Source organism: Vibrio nigripulchritudo ATCC 27043, from assembly GCF_000222685.1.
Lineage (GTDB): Bacteria > Pseudomonadota > Gammaproteobacteria > Enterobacterales > Vibrionaceae > Vibrio > Vibrio nigripulchritudo.
In genome coordinates this window covers 57,882-76,640 of sequence record NZ_AFWJ01000057.1, presented here as the reverse complement: position 1 = coordinate 76,640, position 18,759 = coordinate 57,882, and the positions used below count along the sequence as shown (strand labels likewise).

Annotated in this window: 14 protein-coding genes; 3 read left to right on the top strand and 11 right to left on the bottom strand. The window is 45.5% G+C overall.

The genetic code is table 11. The features are described 5' to 3' along the window. Nucleotides 1-130: 130 nt before the first annotated feature. The 6 genes from RH89_RS07035 to znuA form a co-directional block, all read right to left on the bottom strand. Nucleotides 131-346 carry a FeoC-like transcriptional regulator gene (locus tag RH89_RS07035; RefSeq protein WP_244410402.1) on the bottom strand — a complete coding sequence of 72 codons (216 nt, stop codon included), beginning with the start codon at nucleotides 344-346 and terminating at the stop codon, nucleotides 131-133. A gap of 5 nt (nucleotides 347-351) precedes the next feature. Continuing rightward, nucleotides 352-2,625, bottom strand: a complete 2,274-nt coding sequence (feoB, locus tag RH89_RS07030; protein ID WP_004400603.1) for a Fe(2+) transporter permease subunit FeoB — start codon at nucleotides 2,623-2,625, stop codon at nucleotides 352-354. Beyond that, nucleotides 2,625-2,852, bottom strand: a complete 228-nt coding sequence (locus RH89_RS07025; protein WP_004400601.1) for a FeoA family protein — start codon at nucleotides 2,850-2,852, stop codon at nucleotides 2,625-2,627. The genes feoB and RH89_RS07025 overlap by 1 nt, the downstream gene beginning before the upstream one ends. An 861-nt stretch (nucleotides 2,853-3,713) precedes the next feature. Next, nucleotides 3,714-7,118: an AraC family transcriptional regulator gene (locus RH89_RS07020; RefSeq protein ID WP_004400597.1), complete on the bottom strand. Its 3,405-nt coding sequence runs from the start codon at nucleotides 7,116-7,118 to the stop codon at nucleotides 3,714-3,716. 132 nt (nucleotides 7,119-7,250) lie between these two features. After that, a complete protein-coding gene (gene mepM, locus RH89_RS07015) occupies nucleotides 7,251-8,597 on the bottom strand; it encodes a murein DD-endopeptidase MepM (RefSeq protein ID WP_004400596.1) in 1,347 nt (448 codons plus the stop codon). Beyond that, nucleotides 8,594-9,589, bottom strand: a complete 996-nt coding sequence (gene znuA / locus RH89_RS07010; protein WP_004400594.1) for a zinc ABC transporter substrate-binding protein ZnuA — start codon at nucleotides 9,587-9,589, stop codon at nucleotides 8,594-8,596. Before znuA ends, mepM begins: the two co-directional genes overlap by 4 nt. A gap of 83 nt (nucleotides 9,590-9,672) precedes the next feature. Here znuA and znuC point away from each other — a divergent pair, with 83 nt between their 5' ends. Together znuC and znuB are read left to right on the top strand one after the other, a co-directional pair. Then, nucleotides 9,673-10,455, top strand: coding sequence for a zinc ABC transporter ATP-binding protein ZnuC (znuC, locus tag RH89_RS07005; protein WP_022551319.1), 783 nt, complete (start codon nucleotides 9,673-9,675; stop codon nucleotides 10,453-10,455). Next, nucleotides 10,448-11,233: a zinc ABC transporter permease subunit ZnuB gene (gene znuB / locus RH89_RS07000; protein ID WP_004400591.1), complete on the top strand. Its 786-nt coding sequence runs from the start codon at nucleotides 10,448-10,450 to the stop codon at nucleotides 11,231-11,233. The genes znuC and znuB overlap by 8 nt, the downstream gene beginning before the upstream one ends. Before the next feature lie 80 nt (nucleotides 11,234-11,313). Here the strand turns inward: znuB and RH89_RS06995 are convergent, their stop codons facing one another. The 5 genes from RH89_RS06995 to msbA form a co-directional block, all read right to left on the bottom strand. Continuing rightward, nucleotides 11,314-12,150, bottom strand: coding sequence for a lysophospholipid acyltransferase family protein (locus tag RH89_RS06995; RefSeq protein ID WP_004400589.1), 837 nt, complete (start codon nucleotides 12,148-12,150; stop codon nucleotides 11,314-11,316). Further along, nucleotides 12,140-12,370 carry a phosphopantetheine-binding protein gene (locus RH89_RS06990; RefSeq protein WP_004400586.1) on the bottom strand — a complete coding sequence of 77 codons (231 nt, stop codon included), beginning with the start codon at nucleotides 12,368-12,370 and terminating at the stop codon, nucleotides 12,140-12,142. Before RH89_RS06990 ends, RH89_RS06995 begins: the two co-directional genes overlap by 11 nt. After that, nucleotides 12,367-13,929 (bottom strand): AMP-binding protein, encoded by a 1,563-nt coding sequence (locus RH89_RS06985; protein WP_004400585.1) that lies wholly within the window; start codon nucleotides 13,927-13,929, stop codon nucleotides 12,367-12,369. The genes RH89_RS06990 and RH89_RS06985 overlap by 4 nt, the downstream gene beginning before the upstream one ends. 16 nt (nucleotides 13,930-13,945) lie before the next feature. Then, on the bottom strand, nucleotides 13,946-15,574 hold the full coding sequence (gene panP, locus RH89_RS06980) for a pyridoxal-dependent aspartate 1-decarboxylase PanP (protein WP_004400584.1): 1,629 nt from the start codon (nucleotides 15,572-15,574) through the stop codon (nucleotides 13,946-13,948). 133 nt (nucleotides 15,575-15,707) lie between these two features. Continuing rightward, nucleotides 15,708-17,471, bottom strand: a complete 1,764-nt coding sequence (msbA, locus tag RH89_RS06975) for a lipid A export permease/ATP-binding protein MsbA (RefSeq protein WP_004400583.1) — start codon at nucleotides 17,469-17,471, stop codon at nucleotides 15,708-15,710. A 159-nt stretch (nucleotides 17,472-17,630) separates the two neighbouring features. On the opposite strand from msbA, the gene RH89_RS06970 reads away from it, so the two are divergent. After that, on the top strand, nucleotides 17,631-18,689 hold the full coding sequence (locus tag RH89_RS06970; RefSeq protein WP_004400581.1) for a glycosyltransferase family 9 protein: 1,059 nt from the start codon (nucleotides 17,631-17,633) through the stop codon (nucleotides 18,687-18,689). Nucleotides 18,690-18,759: the final 70 nt, after the last annotated feature.

Sequence of the window (18,759 nt, the reverse complement as noted above, 5' to 3'; positions counted from 1 at the left end):
ACGTCGCTCTGAAGAAAATCAGCAAAAGATGGTAGGTCAGCTACGCCAAGCCCTAACGCACTCTCCTATTTTTAAATAGCATTAAAAAAGGGATGGCTTTGATGACCATCCCTTTCTGATTACGTCAGATTTAACCCGTCACAACATTCAATGCAATTTGCTCAGGCTTAACTATCCAGTTATAGGTGACATTCGATTCCGATTTATCACGAGTTCGGGATACTTTGCCTTTCTTCATCCAAATTGCCATCATCGCGTCTACGCCATCTTCGCTCATTCCAAACTGCTTAGCGAGTTTGCTTCGGCTGGCTTTTTGCTCTTGAGACAAATAATCGCTTAACTCCATTAAAATCATACCACGGCTATCTCGCTGAGTTCGGTCTGCTTTTCTCCTTCTCTTTTTAAGAGTAAGTAAGTACCAACGAACAATAGCGATACAACGGCAATACAGAATGCGCTGTAAACTGGATGTTCCGCAAAGTGAGTCACCTGGTAATAGAGTGTGGCGCTTCCATAAGCCAGAAGCATGGTCCATGCGGCGATGAAGCGCGCAAATTTATGCCCAAATTCCCTGACATACGCCCCCATTGCCGCGACGCAAGGCGTGTATAAAAGAATGAAAATGAGATAAGCGAATGCGGCATTCCCTGTCACAAAGAAATGCTGGAGGTTACCGAAAATACTGCTGTCTACTTCCTGATCTTCTGCCACTGCATTCGAATCGGTAAGGTCACCAACTTCTATACCCAGCGGATCGCTGTAGCTAAGCCCAGACAGGTTTTCAGGTATGGTATTGACGGCTTCATTCAAGCTGCCCCATAGATCAAACTCTGATGCTTCTTCGTCAGTTGGTGTTGAGTAAAGGCTGTTTAGTGTGCCGACTACGGCTTCTTTAGCAAAAATACCCGTAATAATACCTACCGTTGCTGGCCAGTTTTCTTCCTTAACTCCAATCGGCTCAAATACAGGAGTGACAATTTGTGCAGCCTGAGACAGAACAGATTGCTCCGAGTCTTCGTTTCCAAAGGTCCCGTCAGTCCCCAGTGAATTGAAAAAGCTAAGAATAGTGACCACAACAACGATGGTTTTACCTGCCCCTAATACAAATCGATTGAGTTTTTGCCAGGTTTTCAACAACACGTTCTGCACGGTTGGAAATTCATAGCTTGGCATTTCCATAATGAAATGCTCACTGGAACCAGGGTAAAGGGTTTTCTTGAGAAGTAACCCTGTCCCGACTGCTGCCAGAATTCCAAGCAGGTACAACGCAAACACCACATTCTGACCCGCTTCTGGAAAAAACGCGGCTGCAAAAAGCGCATAAACAGGAAGTCTGGCACCACAGGACATGAATGGTGCCATCGCTGCCGCCAGTTTACGTTCGCGTTCCTGATCAAGCGTGCGCGTCGCCATCACCGAAGGAACGTTACAACCAAATCCAAGCACCAGCGGAACAAAAGCTTTGCCGGGTAGCCCGATTTTTTGCATAACTTTATCGAGGACAAACGCCGCTCTTGCCATGTAGCCAGAACTTTCCAGCAATGCCAAAAACAGATACAGGCAGGCAATAACAGGAATAAAGGTCGCCACGGTTTGAATACCGCCGCCAACGCCATCAGCCAACAGAGTCACCAGCCAGACAGGTAAGTGGTCATCAAGCAGATAATGTCCACCATCCACCAGCAGCGTACCTACGCCAATGTCGAAGAAATCAATAAATGCGCTGCCTATGTTGATAGAGAACATAAACATTAGGTACATAACGAAGAAGAAGAAAGGAATGCCTATCCATTTGTTCAGGACCAGGTTATCGATCATCTGAGTCGTATTTCTACTGAGCTTCCCTTTGTCTTTACGGACACGCTGGCAAACCTGATGTAAAAACGTGTATTTAACGTTGGCAACTTGGAAATCTACGTCAATTTCTAGCTCAGCATTTTGACGAAGCACAGCTTGTCGCTGGTTATCATCAAGCGCGTTGACCACAAGTGGGTCTTGCCCTAATGCTCTTAATGCAAGTGCCCGAGCGTTGTTTTTGTTGTCGAAAGTTTCCACAACTTGATCAATAGCCAGCTCAAGTTCGTTTCCATAATCCAGAGTAAATTCTTCGACAGGTAAACCCTGAACAAGCCATTTATGAAGTTGTTCACGGAACGTGCGTGTTTGCTGTTTATTATTCGCCGATAATGCAAACACTGGACAGCCAAGAGTGGATTCCAGTGCTTTGATGTCTAGAGTTTGACGAGCACGAGTCAGAGCATCCATCTTATTGACGACAACAATCATTGGTCTGCCCAGCTCACGAAGCTGCAGTGTCATATATAAACTGCGTTCCAGACACGTGGCATCTACAACATTGATAATTAAATCTGTTGGATGAGTTAAAGCCGCTCTGGATGCGATAGACTCGTCAATACTGTTGGCATCATCCGCACTGTCTAGCGCATAGATACCCGGAAGATCAGTTAGTGCGAACCGGTCGCCTGCGTGTTCAAAATGACCCGTTTTCTTTTCAACAGTTACACCCGCCCAGTTGCCAACATGTTGTTTTGCGCCAGTAAGCGCATTAAATAAAGTGGTTTTGCCGCTGTTTGGGTTGCCTATTGTTAAAATGTCGTATTGCATTATGCGACCTCCACTTCAACTTGCTGAGCGAGATTTTCTCTCATAGCAATTACCACGCCGCGTACTTCAACTTGCAGTGGGTCACCCATTGGCGCTTTGCGCACCAACTTAATTTGAGTATCCGGCAACATCCCCATGACCATGAGTTTTTTTCTTATTTCTTGGGTTAGGTTACCCAAGCTGGTCACTTTGGCATTGTCGCCTATGCCCATTTCAGAGAGCTTCATCAGTGTATCCTCGACATTATTCGTAATGAGAAACATTATTATTTTTATCATTAAATATATCGGAACAGCGTTCTGAAGTGTTGAGCTCAATCAATGTTCCCGTTTTTAATGTTCCCTGAAGAAACAACGTCAAAAACGTCATTTTAACTCTCGTCAAAAACGTTAAAAAAACGACATAACTGCTTAATAGTTAAACACTAATTCTATCAATATGAAGATTTCACTACTGAGACAAAAAAACATAAAGTCAAACAAAACAAGGAGTTATAGGTAAAAAGTAAAAAGTGTCGGATTTCTTATGCCAATGTGTCGTTAATTCAATAAAGAAAATAAGTCGGCGAGGATATAGTTATCCCATCGAAAGGCAATCGCCTCAGATAAGAATTCCAGAGGTGATATAGCTTAGGCTATATCACTCCGGCAGCAAGCGAAGGTGTCATTGACACCCGTGGTATAGTCCCCCCGGCTATACCACGATATTTTTTTTCTGGTCTTCTTAACAATTCTTTCTAATCCAACAATTCTTTCACTTCTAACTGAATTTTCTTACATCTTAACCGTCTGATGTATCATTTATATTTCAATATACCCTTAGTTTCATCTCATTCTAAACAGCTCTAACACACGCCTATCATTGCTAACGGTGTTTTGACCCATAGATGCGGGTAAAGTGCGGCTTAACCAATGTGACGCCTTGCAGTACGTTTCATCGTCGGTCTCCATCTTAATTGGCAGTCGTGTACCGTAGATGGTTAAATAAGGCTGAAAGGTAATTGAGAGGGATAAGAGTTAAAGAATCAGTTGAGCTGCTGATGTGTGAAGGACATTTACGGTGTAGAGAAGCTATATTTCTACTTCTTCCTACGCGCCTATATTAGCTTCAATAAATTTGGACGGTGATATACCGTAGTGATGCTTAAATCGCTGGCTAAAGTAGGATGGATCGTTAAATCCTGTGTCGTAGGCAACGTCAGAGACTTTCTCTCCGCTGATCAGACGTTGGCAAGCTTTCTCCAGACGAGTTTCATTCAGATACTCTTTAAATGTCTTGCCAGTTTGCGATTTAAATTTACGTTGAAGGCTACGTTCGGACGTATAAATCATCTTAGCAACCTGTGTTGTTCCAAAGTCCGGGTCATGATAGTGAGCGTCCACTAACTCCAGAATTCGAGTCAACCACAGCTCCTCTTCCGTCGGTAGCTCTTCGGAATCCGGCTCAACAATTGCTGGGGCAGGAATAACGAACTCGCGGCTGCTTTCAGGTTCCTCGTTTATCTCAGTAGGAGCATTGGACCAAAGTGCATCAATAATATTGATGTTGCTGTCTTTCTTTCGGAAGTAACACTCACCACCACCGAACTCTACATATCGCCTTAGCCCCTGCAGGCTTGTGTCGGTAAGCGCACTCCATTCTTCACCACTGTATTTCTGGTTAAAGGAGTTATACCCGAGGACTTCCTGCTGAGAGATTGGATTGCCCGTATCCTGAATTCGGAATCCGCACATATCCTCGTGAGTCACGACCATTAACTCAATCTTATCTCCGCGCTTACTGCGCCTCGAGACATTAGCTAGCATCCCATGTAAGACGAAATCGAGATTGAACTGCTCAATGTACACAGAAATGGCAGCGGGAGATTTGTATACGTTTAGCTGAACGCCTTGCCTCGCCAGCTCTTCTTCCCAATGAGTAATCACTGCGTCGCAGACCATGTTTAAATCGTGACTGGCTCTAGACTCACCCCGTTTTTTGAAGCCGAGGTCTACAATTTGCTGGAGAAGATAAAAGGCACCTTTAAACTGACCAGATTCAGCACCACTCTGACAGATATCTTCGAACACACCCTTGGTTTTTCCTGCTAGGTTATCAATGTAGGACTGACGAATGTTTATCTGGCGCTTAAGTAATTTATTACTGTTTACCAACATGTCACTCTGGTGCTTCAACTGGCTGGTTCTCAGCTCCACTTTATCCCGGAGTGCTTTGTTGATTCTTCGAATTTGTCGGGAACGCCACAACACAATCAGACCTGCAAATATAATAAGGCAGAGAATCAGATAGGCGATGAACCAGCCAGACATATACCAAGGGGTTTCAACTAAGAAAGAGAAACTTGAACCTTCTGCTTCTACCTCAGATTGCGTAGAAGTCCGCACCTGCAGTTCGTAAGACCCCGGAAGCAAATAATCAAAGGTTAGCTGGGAACCCTGAAGTGAAATCCAATCCTCATTGCGACTGCCAAGAAGGCGATATTCCAGGCTCCAGACATCGAAATCGGGAAGAACACCAAGCACGAAAGACAGGTTCTCTCCATGAGGTACTACGTAAGACTTGCTGCTGTCCGGGGCAAATTCGAAGGGTTTTCTGTCTAACAGAACTTGCCCAAACTTAACCTTACTCTGCGGAAGCTGTGTTGCCTTGAGCGCGGTTTCAGATGTGAGTATCACACCGAGCTTAGATCCGAAAATCAGACTGTCGCCATTAGGACCAACGGAACACACGTCAGGCAGGAACTCATTGTTTATCAAACCAAAAGGTGCACCATAGTGGTGTAATAACTGACCTTCATTGGAATAGAAACTGAGCCCTTTCGATGTTGAAAGCCACATACCGCGTTTCGTGGTCACACTACACAGAGGCTTGATGTCAGGCTCAAATAACTGAACACCTTTTTGAGAGCGGGTTTTAGGGTCATACAGACTTAAGCCACGACTGCTGATGCGCCATGTTTTACCATCAATCGCTTCCGACATGTCTAAGGTACGAGCTAACAGCGCATCGCCCTGTCTGTCCAGTTGTAGACGCCCATTGATGTAATAGTACAACCCATGATCAGTGCCGATCCAAACCGTTCCAGAGGCAGAGGTATACAAGTGGGTAATCTGAGTTGGAAAATACTGTCTTGCCACCCAGCCATACCCAAAGTTCTCAATCACTTTCTCTTCGGGCTGATAACGAATCAATCCTTCTTCGGTAGCCACCCAAAGCATGCCACTGCTATCAACCGTTATTCGGTTAATCTCTCTTTGATTGAGCTGACTGGGAAGAAGGTCTGTTTCCAGTTCGAGAGTACGGATATTGAACCGGCGAAGTCCATCTGTCATGGCTAACCACAAATGGTCGCCCTGCTGAACTAAATCGTTTACACAACCTTCCAAAAGCCTTTTCGGATGGTGCATATTTTTAGGGTTTAACTTATAGAAGCCCTGATCGGTGCCAATCCAGTGTGTTCCATCAGTCGAGGTAAAGACTTGCTTAATGTTACCAAGCCCAAGGTGCTGCAAGGTATTGCCAAACCTTACACGCTCAAACAGACGGCTGTAGAGTGAGAAATAATTGATTCCCTTATTTGTCGCAACCCAAATACCGCCCTGCCCGTCGTTATAGAGATCGTAAATATGATCGCCGGGTAAAGCGTAGTCATCCTGATAGTTTGAGGCGATATGCGTCGTCTCGCCTGTCAGGAAATGGTAGATATAGATGCCGTTCTCAGTGCCTAGCCAGTACGACGTGTCGGTCTCTTCAATCGCTAATACGTGTGAACGCCCAATCACTTTAGATTCGCTGGATTCGTTATCAATACTTATGATTCGCGCACCCCGCAACGTACCGACCAGCAACTCACGGCGCTTGAGTGAAAAGTGGAGTGCTTCTATATGATGTTTAGCGGAAGAGCGTATGTGGTAGAACTTTTTGCCCTGATTAAAGTAGACACCTTCCGTGGTACCCAGAATCCAGCGTCCATCAACATACTTAGCATCATTGATGATAACCCGGTTCTTAGAGCTACTCCGGTATACGAAATTGAGGGGAAATTCCGTTAAGGATTCATCATCCAGATTTAGGGTATAGAGGTGTTCTGCGGTTGATGCCCAGATGTACCGACTGCTGACGCCAATCCTTAACACTTGTCGATTGGCAGGAAGAGTCGCAATCAGTTCTCGTTCATAATTGGGTTTGAACCGGTATATCTGATTTTTTTCCGCAAACCAGAAGTACTGCCGGCTGTAGGCAACCTGAGCCAATTTGCGTTCAAATACGCTGCCTGAGCGCGGAAGGATGTGCTGACCATCAAAGAAACGTAACTGACCGTGGATATCGTGGATCCATAGACCACCATCAGGTCCTGAGATGAGATTTTTCGCCGTCAGAGACTGCCCTTGCATCTGGAATGGCAAAGGATAAAAGATGGAATTGTCCTCGTGCGCACGCAAGCTTTGGCTTGCCACGAGCAATATCAGTATGAATACGACGCGCGTAATCAAATCTTTTCCCTTTTTCTAAGCAGCAAATAAACTCTACCGCCATTCTTTAAGCGAGGCGATTTTGAGTAGCTAGATAAGTTATACGAATTATGATGAATAAAAAAGGCGCAGCGAGCTGCACCTTTCATTTATCTAGATTTGATCACGTAAAATCTGCATAACACCGTCGGCATTTTCTTTAAATTCCGGCAACTTAGCACTTGGAACATCCGATGCTTTCGGGAGCTGAACCTTCATCGGGTCTACGGGGCGGGAGTTTTTGATGAACTCGTAATGCAAGTGTGGACCTGTCGAACGACCTGTATTTCCACTGAGCGCAATTTTCTGACCACGAGATATATTGTCCCCTACTTTCACCAGAATTCGGTGTAAATGCAGGTATCGGGTCATGTATTCGCGACCATGTTTGATCACGATATATTTACCAGCCAGAGGATGACTTCTGGCTTTCACCACTTTACCGTCGCCCGTTGCATAGATAGGCGTTCCAATGGGTGTAGCAAAGTCGGTTCCGTTGTGTGGGGATACTCTTCCAGTTACCGGGTGTTTTCTGTGAGGGTTGAATCGCGAACTAACACGGTATCGTTTGTTGGTTGGAAGGCGGTTGAATGCCTGTTCAAGGCTCTGACCTGAAGCATCATAGAATCGGTTATCTTCAAACTTAACCGCTGAATACTCTTTGCCGCCATTCACATACAACATGGCTTTCACTTCACCACGACCTACCGCTTTTCCATCGATAAATTCTTGCTCCAATTGAACAGCAAACTTATCGCCCTTTCTGGCTCGTCGACCAAAATCAAACTTCCACTGCATGGATTTTACGATGGTGGCAATCTGACCAGGTGTTAAACCCGCATTGATGGCAGACTGGTAAAAGCTTCCTGAAATTTGCCCGTTGATCAGAATAGGTTTGAGTTCACCCGTATTTTCTAATCTTTGATATTCGTAACCAGAGTCAGTCAGAGTGTAAAGATCGTACTGTTTGGCATTGCGCTCAATGCGAAGCTCTTTTAAACGCCCTTCTTCGTTAAGAGTCCAGTTAAGCTTCATTCCCGGGCGAAGGCGCTCAGCGGCTTTATCAGTATTTATCAGGGAATACATGTCATTCAGGCGAAGACCGTACTGCTCAAACACGGTGCTGAGAAGCTCACCTTTGGCAACAACATGCGAATGGGTAGGTTCGCTGTCCTGGCTAAGGGCTTCTTCTAGCTCATCTTTAGGCGCTGAAAACTCTGGTGCGAAAGAATCTATCTGAGCCCCTAAAGGCTCACTGTTCTGATCGGCTAATGATTCGGTTTGTTCGACTTCCAGATCGATCTCTATGCGCTCTGGAGAAACATCTGAGGAAACAACCATTGGAGGGGTGGGACGCCATAGCGATACTGCAACTGTCAGTACCGCCAGACTCATAATAGTAATTTTGTGCTTTTTAGGTAATCGCTGCCATTGTTTGGCAGCGACTTGGATATTTTTCATTCAGATAGACAGCTAGAAAATTGAGTACCTAACGACTTCAAGAAGTCGAAATAAGCTCCAGGCTGTACTTTAATGCTAACCGCAAGTGGATCGAGTTCACCTTTGTTTACGTCCGTTCCACGTGTGACCGAGTTAATAACAGCTGGAGTAAATTGTGGCTCAGAGAATACGCAATGTGCATCTTTAGATTCAAGCTTTTTACGTATTTTGTTTAAGGTTTTTGCGCCCGGCTTGCGCTCAGGGCTAACAGTAAAGTGACCTAAGTTATTTAATTTAAAGTAATTTTCGTAATATCCGTACGCATCATGGAAAACAAAGTATCCATTTTGGCGAACAGGCGATAATTTCTTCTCTAGCTCAGCAATTGTTGCACTTAAGTTGCTTTCAAACTTCTTAAGGTTATCTTGATAGCGCTGTGCATTTTTTTCATCAATGGCTGAAAGCTTATTAGCAATAGTTGTTGCAGCTTGTAATGCTTGCTCAGGTCCCAACCAGATGTGCATGTCGTGTGTGCCATGATTGTGACCATCGTGGCTGCCATGTCCGTGGTGATCATCGTGGTCATGGTGATCATGTTTATCATGGTCATGTTTGTCATGATCGTGCTTATCGTGGTCGTGACCTTCATGATGATCATCATGTTTGTCTTTATCACAGCCACAGCCACCGTATTCGCGCAAAATCATTTCCGGCTGATCATGCAATGCAAAAGCGCCTGAGTGGCTTTCCATGACACCTGTTAGAAATGTTTCTAATTCTGGCCCAACCCAGACAACCAGATCCGCTTTTCTGATTTTTTTTACATCGGATGGTTTAAGTGCGTAGTCGTGAGGTGAAGTATTAGTGGACAGCAGTACCTCTGACGTGGATACTCCCTCCGTGATTTCATTTGTGATTAATTGAATAGGCTTAATTGAGCTTAAAACGTTTGCTGCATTGGCAAAGGCAGGAAAAAGGCTGAGCAGCAAAAACAAACGACCAAAACGTGACATTTCGTCCTCTAGTAATCTTAACTTGGATGGTATTGGGACAAATGTTACATTATAACATAATAACATTGCAATAGCGGTTAATGATGACTCTTCTCGCCTCCCTAAATTCCATTCGGGTGCAATTTGGTGACAAACCAGTTCTCGATAATATCTCCCTCGAATTACACAAAGGCCAGATTACTACGCTGATCGGTCCAAACGGGGCAGGAAAGTCGACCTTGGTTAAGGTTCTGCTTGGACTCAATAAACGATTTGATGGTGAACTCTCTTTTGTTGGTAAGCCCAAAATTGGCTATGTCCCTCAAAAGCTGAGGCTCAACGATACTCTGCCGCTAAGCGTTGAGCGCTTTCTTAAGCTTGCAGGGAAATACAGTAAACAAGAGCGTTTAGAGGCACTGAAATTAGTGGGTGCTTCTCACCTTCTTAAAAATAACATGCACCGCCTGTCTGGTGGCGAAACCCAGCGCGTATTGCTGGCACGTGCCCTGCTTCACCGTCCTGAACTGTTGGTTCTGGATGAACCCGCACAAGGTGTCGATGTTCAGGGACAAATAGACCTGTACAACCTTATTGACCATCTGAGGCATCGATTTAACTGTGCGGTGCTGATGGTGTCTCACGATCTGCATTTGGTTATGGCTAAAACCGATCACGTGGTGTGCATTCATCATCACGTCTGTTGTTCAGGTACACCTGCCGCGGTCAGTGAACACCCTTCTTATATCGCGCTCTTTGGACATCGCAATCGCGAATCTCTAGCGTTTTATCAGCACGATCACCTTCATCATCACGATCTTTCTGGAGACGCGGTTTCTGGAAACGCTGAAACTTGTCAACATTCTCAACACGGTCACAAACATGATTGAGTTTCTATTACCTTCTATTATTGCTGGTATTGCCATCGCCCTTATCGCTGGTCCTTTAGGTTCATTCGTGGTCTGGCGAAGAATGGCTTACTTCGGCGACACTCTGGCTCATGCTTCTTTGCTGGGTTTGTCACTTGGCTTTCTTCTCGACATCAACATCTATCTGGCACTGGTGGTGTGCTGCGTCGCTCTGGCGATGATTCTGGTGACACTCCAGAAGCAAAAAGTCGTCGCTACCGATACGCTCTTGGGCATATTGGCACACAGCTCGCTTTCGCTCGGTTTAGTAGCGATAAGCTTTTTCGACAACGTACGTGTTGATTTAATGGGTTATCTCTTCGGGGACTTACTCGCCGTATCACCGGAAGATCTGACGTTTATTTTTGCTGGTGGCATTTTCATTATTGCTGTACTGGTGTACTTCTGGCAGCCATTGCTGTCCAGCAGCGTCAATGAAGAATTGGCGAATATCGAAGGCATCAATACAGATTTTATGAGACTGATACTGATGTTACTGGTGGGCATAGTAATCGCCGTTGGCATGAAGTTCGTAGGTGCCCTGCTTATTACATCATTAATGATTATTCCAGCTGCGGCAGCGCGCCGTTTTTCCAGCACACCAGAGCAAATGGCGGTTCTCTCATCGGTGTTTGGTGTTATTGCCGTGTTGAGCGGGCTAACCTTCTCGTGGAATCTGGACACACCCGCTGGTCCTTCTGTGGTGATCAGCGCCGCGATGATTTTTATCCTGTCTCAGTTTAAACGAGTCACACACTAAAAGAATAAACAACAGAGGGAAGCGAGCGCTTCCCTTCATTATAACTTCGCATCCTCAGGCTACTTGAGCATGTTGTTGAATCACTTCCAACGATTATAATGCCAAATCCATTGTTCCGGATTTTCCCGAATCACCGCTTCCATGTATTCCATTGCCATGTTCGCCTCGGCTTCCATTCTTGCTTTACCAACTAGATCGTCTCTTGGTTCTAATTTAGCAAAACTAAGAGTCTGAGTGCCTTTAGAAGATAAGGTGTGGTGAAGATAAGCAGAGCAGCCTAGCTTCTGAGCAATAAAGAAGGGGGTCGCAGGAATCTGGGTTTCGAAACCAAAGAACTCGGCCGCAACACCTTCAGACCTCAGATCCATGTGGAAGATTATCCAGTTTCCCTTTGAAATTGACTGCACTAGCCCAAGAATACTGTTGTTTCCGCGCTCCACAAAAGGAATGTCCAGCTCATCCGCCACAACTTCGATGATGGTATTTTCCGTTTCGCGTTTGCCATCTTTACCCGCGCCAAAAATCGTCTGAGTAGGCACGCCCTGCTGGTTTAAATACCATGTCACTGCATCATAGATACCGGTATGTGGACACAGGATCACCCCACCCTTTCCTTGTTTTGCCTGCTCGATGATTTGTTGTAAGCCATCATCAGACTGGAAATTTAACGCATTTAAGTGGCAAATCCCCATAAGGTTATCGAGCGTCTGTTTTGCCGCGGCTCTGGAAACCTTTTTCCGCCATTCTGGCTGGCTGTCAGGAAAAACTCGCATCAACCCCTGATTCGCAATCTTATATCGAGTGGAATGCAGAATGGGGGCAATCATGCTGGCTAAACACTTCTTAAAAAGAAAAGGAGTCCGGATAAAAGTGCGGGTTCGTTTAGCAATTTTTTCGAGTTTGTGGTTATCGGTCATGCAGGTTGAACCAGTCCAGAACCTGACGAATGGTGGCATTCAGATCAAAGTCCACGGTCATCAAGTCAACGGCAAAACCAAACTCACTTTCCACGTTAGTAATCAGATCAATGAATGAAAACGAGTCAACGTAATCAAAGAATGCGTCGTTTTCGACAACTTGTGTACCCGGCGCGACTAAATTGGAAATATAAGTGTTGATAAAGTTTTCTACTCTCACGAGGCTAGCTCCTGTAGTTTTTGGTATAGGGCATTCACATCTGTTTTGCCGTTGATGTTTCTTGGCAGTTTTTCTAACGTAAAGATTTGCTTAGGTGAAACTGCCCGCGGTAACTGCTGGGCAAACGCTCGAATAATCTCTGGATGATTCAATGTGTTCTCTGACTGAAAAAACACCACGACACCGTTGGCGTACCCAGCCTTGCTCAAAGGCCATGGAACAGCGGCAACTGATGCCAGCCCCGTAATTTTTCTAGCGACCGTTTCAATTTCACCTAGCTCTACACGGTGACCCGCAATTTTGACCTGATGATCATTGCGCCCGAGGTGGTGAAGTACGTTAGTGTCCCATTTCACAAGGTCGCCGGTTTTGTACCAGAGAGTGCCGGCACCATCGGTAAAATAAGCACGTTGAGTATTTTCATCGTCATTCCAGTACTCGCCTGCTAGCTGAACACCTCGGATGAAAAGCTCTCCCTGAGTCTCACCTTTCAGTGACTCAATAAGCACGGGTGTTCCCGCTTCATTGGCAATGGCCAAGGTATCTTTACGAAACGCGTTACCAACAGGGACTGAAATCTGATCACTGTCGTGTTCAGGGGAATACGTATGTGCTGTGACCGTGACAGTACACTCGGTAGGTCCATAAATATTGACCACCTTTTGCCCTGTGGCTTGCTGCCACTGATGAGCCAAATCAGTGGCAAGTGCCTGACCACAAAAAATGCTTAGTTTTAATGATGGAATTGAACCCGGTTCTAGCGCATCACGCTGCATGGACAAATCAATGACGGACGGAACGGATAACCAAGTGGTAATTTCGTGGTGGCGAATAAACTGAACCGGATTGGTTTTCAGGATCTCTGGCACACAATATAAGCAGGCACCGTGCATCCAGGCAGAAAACATATCGTGTATTGATAGATCAAAACTAAGATCTGAAAACTGGGCAACGCGGTCAGACGCTTCTAACGGAAGCGCATCACGAATATTCTCTAAGTAACACGAAAGGTTGTGATACGAGATTGGAATTCGCTTGGGTTTCCCCGTTGAACCTGAGGTGTGCATGATGTAAGCCAGCGAATCGTCTTGAACCGGGCGAAGCACCTCTGTTGAGGCTAGTGGTTCATCTAAAACCTGAAAGCTGTGCGCGGGAAATGTTTGTTCCCATTCATCAAGATCGATGTCCGAATCGAAGAGGATTGTCCAGCTTTGTTCTGCTTCTTCAAGCATCAGCCTCAACAACCTCTGGTGGTTTGCATCACAAACCAAGACCTGAGTTGCGGTATCCTGCATGATCTCGGCGAGCTGAGCAGGCGACTTTTTATTATTCATCGGTACCCAGGCTAAGCCAGCCAGATAGCACCCTAATACGCTGGCATAAGCGTAGAAACTGCGGTGCGCAAGAATCGCCACCTTTTCGGTTCCGAGTGAAACGCAAGCCTCACCGATTCGGCTCGCTCGTCCCGTTAGCTCTTGGTAACTGTAATGCTGATTGGCAACCCATAGCGCAGGCTGGTTCGCTGACGCTTTTACGGTTTGGTAGATCTGTTCTCTCATAAACTTCAACTATTTATTATGCGGAACGCTTTAACGAGTGCTGGATGTACTGGTTGAGTTTCGTTAAACCTTCACTCTGACTGGCGATGCGGATTTGTTCATCGAGAATGGCAGTCAGGTGGGACATTTGAGTTAGAGGGTTCGCCAGTACAACGCGAAACACAACGCGCTTTTGTTCTTCTTTGTTAACTCGAATCTTGGTACGGGACACAAACCCAATACCAGTATCACGCTGGGTTTCCTGTATCTCTTTATTAAGCTCGTCTAACATCTCCAACGCGGCATAACGGGATTCTGCATCCAGCAGATTCAGAGATGACATCAGAGAATCAGGGGCGTATCGATAGGTGAGAATGCAAAGCGTAGGGTCACTGGTCAGCTCAAAGTCAGTCAGGGTCGCTATATGTGTTGCCAGTGCTTTGGCTTTCTCAATACTGTTATCAATCAGTTGAGACATCCCTTTTTTACCCAACAACGCAAGGTTTGCCGCCACCATAGCGGCGACTGCACCACGAGACCCTTCGATAGTATGGGCACCTAAATCATCAGAGCCTTTTCTGATGATGTAGTTAGCATGATGCGAAATTGACTGAACGACATGAGGATCTTTGAACAGCACCATGCCCGCTCCCATTGGGACATAAAGCTGCTTGTGGGCGTCGATAGTGACGGAGTCCGCTTTTTCAATCCCAGAAAACAGTTCACGGTGCTGATCGGACAGCAAGCTCGCTCCGCCCCACGCAGCATCGACATGAAAGTGGCACTGGTATTCACGCGCCAAATCCGCCATCTCATTCAGAGGGTCAATAACCCCTGTTTCAGTGGCGCCCGCAACGCCGACAATGGCAAGTACTCCGATGTTGTCGTCGCGCAGCCTGGATAACGTCTTGCGAAGGTCAGCAATGTCTATCTTGTGGTGAGAGTCGGTTTTCACCGCAATGAGGCTCTCTTTGCCGATACCCAGTAAGTCCGCGGCTTTTTTTAGTGAATAGTGACCACTTTCCGAGACCACGATAGCCAGATCATCGTAAGGGCAATCTTTAAGTGCCTTGAGTAAGCCTACCTCTCCAACATTGGCTCCTAAAGCTCGATTTCGTGCAACCCACAGTGCAGAAAGATTGGCAACTGTTCCGCCAGAGCAAAAGTTTCCCAGGCTAAGTTCTGATGAGATTGAACCCTCAGAGTAATCCGATTGATAACAGAGCTTGTGGAAATAGTTAATGATGCTTTTTTCAAGCGCCGTGAACTGATTGGACGTTTCAACCTTAACGACATTCTGATTTGTTGCCGCCAGGATTTTGGACATCATGATGGCATGCTTAGGTAAAGCAGAGGTCATGTGTCCGACGAATTCAGGAGAAAAAACAGGGGCACTGCAAGTGAGCAGGCCCTGCAGGAAATTGCAAAATGCTTCTGTAGTCAGGGGGGATTCTGGCACCTCAAAATCCGTTGAATGACCAGAAACTGCTACGTCAGACAGTTTGCAGAGGAAGTATTCGTAATCGTGTTGCAGTGTTTCTTCAATCGCTGCAAGTGCCGTTAAATCGGCTTTGCCGTTAAAGAAGTCTTCGACTTTGGAAGCTCGATCAGTCCTGGCAGCAGTCTCAGAGGAAATCTCTTGAGAATTTGAAGTAAAATACACCATAGAAGAGTGACCTATTAATATAAAATTCTGATGTGGTCATGGGATCTACGGGATGCTATAAATTAATAACAGTTGAATCAATATGTTTGGCTAAACGTATTGTCACAGATTGTTCAGATAAGAGAAGAGCAGGCTATGCCTGCTCTTCTTCTTTCGACTTGAGGCTTTGGTAAAGCCTTGAATAGACTGGATTGTTTTGTAATAGCTCTTGATGAGTTCCCTGACCAGAAACTTCACCTTGTTCAATCACTATGATGTTGTCGGCATGCTCAATGGTCGAAAGTCGGTGGGCAATTACAACCAGAGTTTTCTCGCGTTGAATATTTGCCAGTGCGCTTTGGATGGCTTTTTCCGATTCCGTATCCAGTGCCGAAGTCGCTTCGTCCAGAATCAATACCTTAGACTGCTTAAGTAATGCACGCGCAATGGCAAGTCTCTGGCGTTGACCACCCGACAGAGTGACGCCATTTTGCCCGATTTCTGTATCGTATCCATCCGGCAATTTTTCGATAAACTCATGTGCATTAGCCAGTTTCGCTGCTTTTTCTATTTCAGCGCGATCGGCATTTTCCAAAGCTGGGTAGGCAATATTGTTGGCTATGGAATCACTGAACAAATGAATATCTTGCGATACCGAGCTAATGTGTGTTCTTAGGTTGGACAGTTCGAACTCTTCAACATTCACATCATCCAGGTAAACCGCCCCTTCGTTAACTGAATACAAACGTGGAAGCAGTTGGACCAGGGTACTTTTACCTGAGCCAGAACGCCCTACTATGGCTGTCATTTTGTTTGTAGGAATGTCGATGGAAACGTTATTCAGAGCTTTACTGGTATTTTCCTCATAACTAAAGCTCACGCCGTCAAATCGAATGTGCCCTTCTGTATGGGCTTTTGTAACGGTTCCAGTATTGTTTTCCGTTGGTTTATCCAGAATATCAAACAAAGATTCACACGCCGCCATACCGCGCTGGAACTCAGACAGAACATTGGTGAGTCCACGTAAAGGGCGTAACAAACTGTACATAGCGGCAAACACTACGGTAAAGGTACCAGCTGACAGTGTATTGTGAATGTTATCCATACTCGCGATATAGAGCACGGCCACCAATGCAAAGGATGCAACCGTCTGTATGACCGGGTTTGAGATTTGCTGAGCCACAATCAGCTTCATGTTCTGCTGGCGAACCTGATTAGAAACGCCTTCAAAACGGCTGACTTCTTTCTTCTGACCACCAAAGCTCAGCACTTCTTTGTGCCCTTTGAGCATTTGTTCGGAGCTGGTCGCCAGATTCCCCATTTCGTCTTGAATGTTCTTACTGACCTTCTTAAGACGCTTAGAAATCACGCTAATCAGAATACCAATGACAGGGCAAACAACGAGAAGCACAGAAGATAGCTGCCAGCTCGTCCAGAACATCAGTCCAAGTAAACCAACAATAGTCACAATTTCGCGCACAAGCGTGATTAGCGTGCTGGATGTCGCGCCAGCCACTTGCTCTGTGTCGTAGGTGATTTTAGAAAGCAGTGTTCCCGTCGATTCTTTACTGAAGTAGGAAACGGGCATTTTCATCAAATGATTAAATAGCTGTCTGCGCAGCTTCATCACAATATTGCTGGACACCCAACTTAAAAGGTATCCATAAACAAAGCCACTACAGCCACGCAGAAGTGCAACACCCAAGATAATAAATGGAAGGATTTTAAGGTAGTTAGACTCTAAGTCGCCAAACCCTTCGTCTAGGATGGGTTTCAGCAGAGAAAGCATGTAGATATCGCTTAATGCGTTAATCGCCAGTGCAACAATAGCAGCACCAATTGCCAGCTTATATACGCTGATATAGGGCCATAACCGCTTAAATTGCTCTAGGTTTTTCTTATCTTTAATGACAGACATAAGTGTTACATAGAAATTTTTTGCGCTAGATTACCATTAATTCGGTCTGTGTATTGTACTTTTGTCATCAAAACTGCCGCTGGATCTGCTCAAAAATGCTTGCTAAAGTCCGTCAATTCTGTGCGTGACTTCAGCTAATCCATCATTTAGAAAGAATTTATGACTTTAAGAAATGCGCTTCGCCGTTTTGACAGCTATCGTCGGGACAAAATGGGCTCTTCTGAAATCTTGCTTTATAAAATATTAAGCAATAACCGATCATTAGAACCTGAGCTTCTGGATAAAGACCAAGTGAAACATATCCTGTTGATTCGTAACAATAAGCGAATCGGAAATATGTTCTTCATGTTGCCTTTTATTCGAGAACTTAAAAAGCAATATCCCGACGCTAAAATCGACTTACTTCTGCGCGAACCATGGCAAGGACAGTTCTTTCAGCATATGGGACTAGGCAGATTCGATTACTCCAGCTTTTCATTTAAACAAATCGCAAGCTGGTTGAAGTGCATTTTTGATCTTAGAAAAAACACTTACGACTTAGTCATCGTGCCTTATTCATCAGTCACGGACAGCATGATGTCTTCGATGCTGGATGCCCGCAACAAAGTCTCTGAATACGCAAAAGACCGACTGCCAGCTGCTCCGCACTCCTCTCCTCTTCCGATTCGCCACCCTCATGCCGCATTAGAAAGTCTGGATGTGCTTAAAGGCATGGGTATCAAGCTGGAAGAGCAATACGACCACACTATGGCGTTTTCAGAAGATGAAACCAGACAAGCAGAAGCTATCGCGTCTGAGCTGAAGAAAGAAAGTACTATTACTCTAGCGTATTTCCGAGGAGCTCGTGGCGAAAAGCAATTGGATGAGGCTACCTGGCAGAATATTTTGTCTAAATTTGATGAAGTCACAGGTAAACAGGTCAACTGGGTAGAGATCCTAAGTCCCGATATTCCCGCACCTTTAAATCCAGAAACACAAACCTATCAATCTAAAGATATGCGCCTGCTGGCCGCGGTTCTTAAACAAATGGATGGGTTTATTTGCTGTGATACTGGTCCGTTGCATCTGGCGGATGCGGCAGGCGCAAACTGTATAGGTTTATACACGCACACTTCAATCGAGCGCTATGGGCTTCTCGGTTCAAACACAGTGAATGTTGATGGGTTAGATAACCTCGACGCCGCCCAGACTTTAAAATCTCTTGAAGTGCCCTTCTAGGCCGCTCTTAAAATTGTAAGGCACAAAAAAACCGGAGGCTCAGCTCCGGTTTTTCATTTTCAGCTTTGAC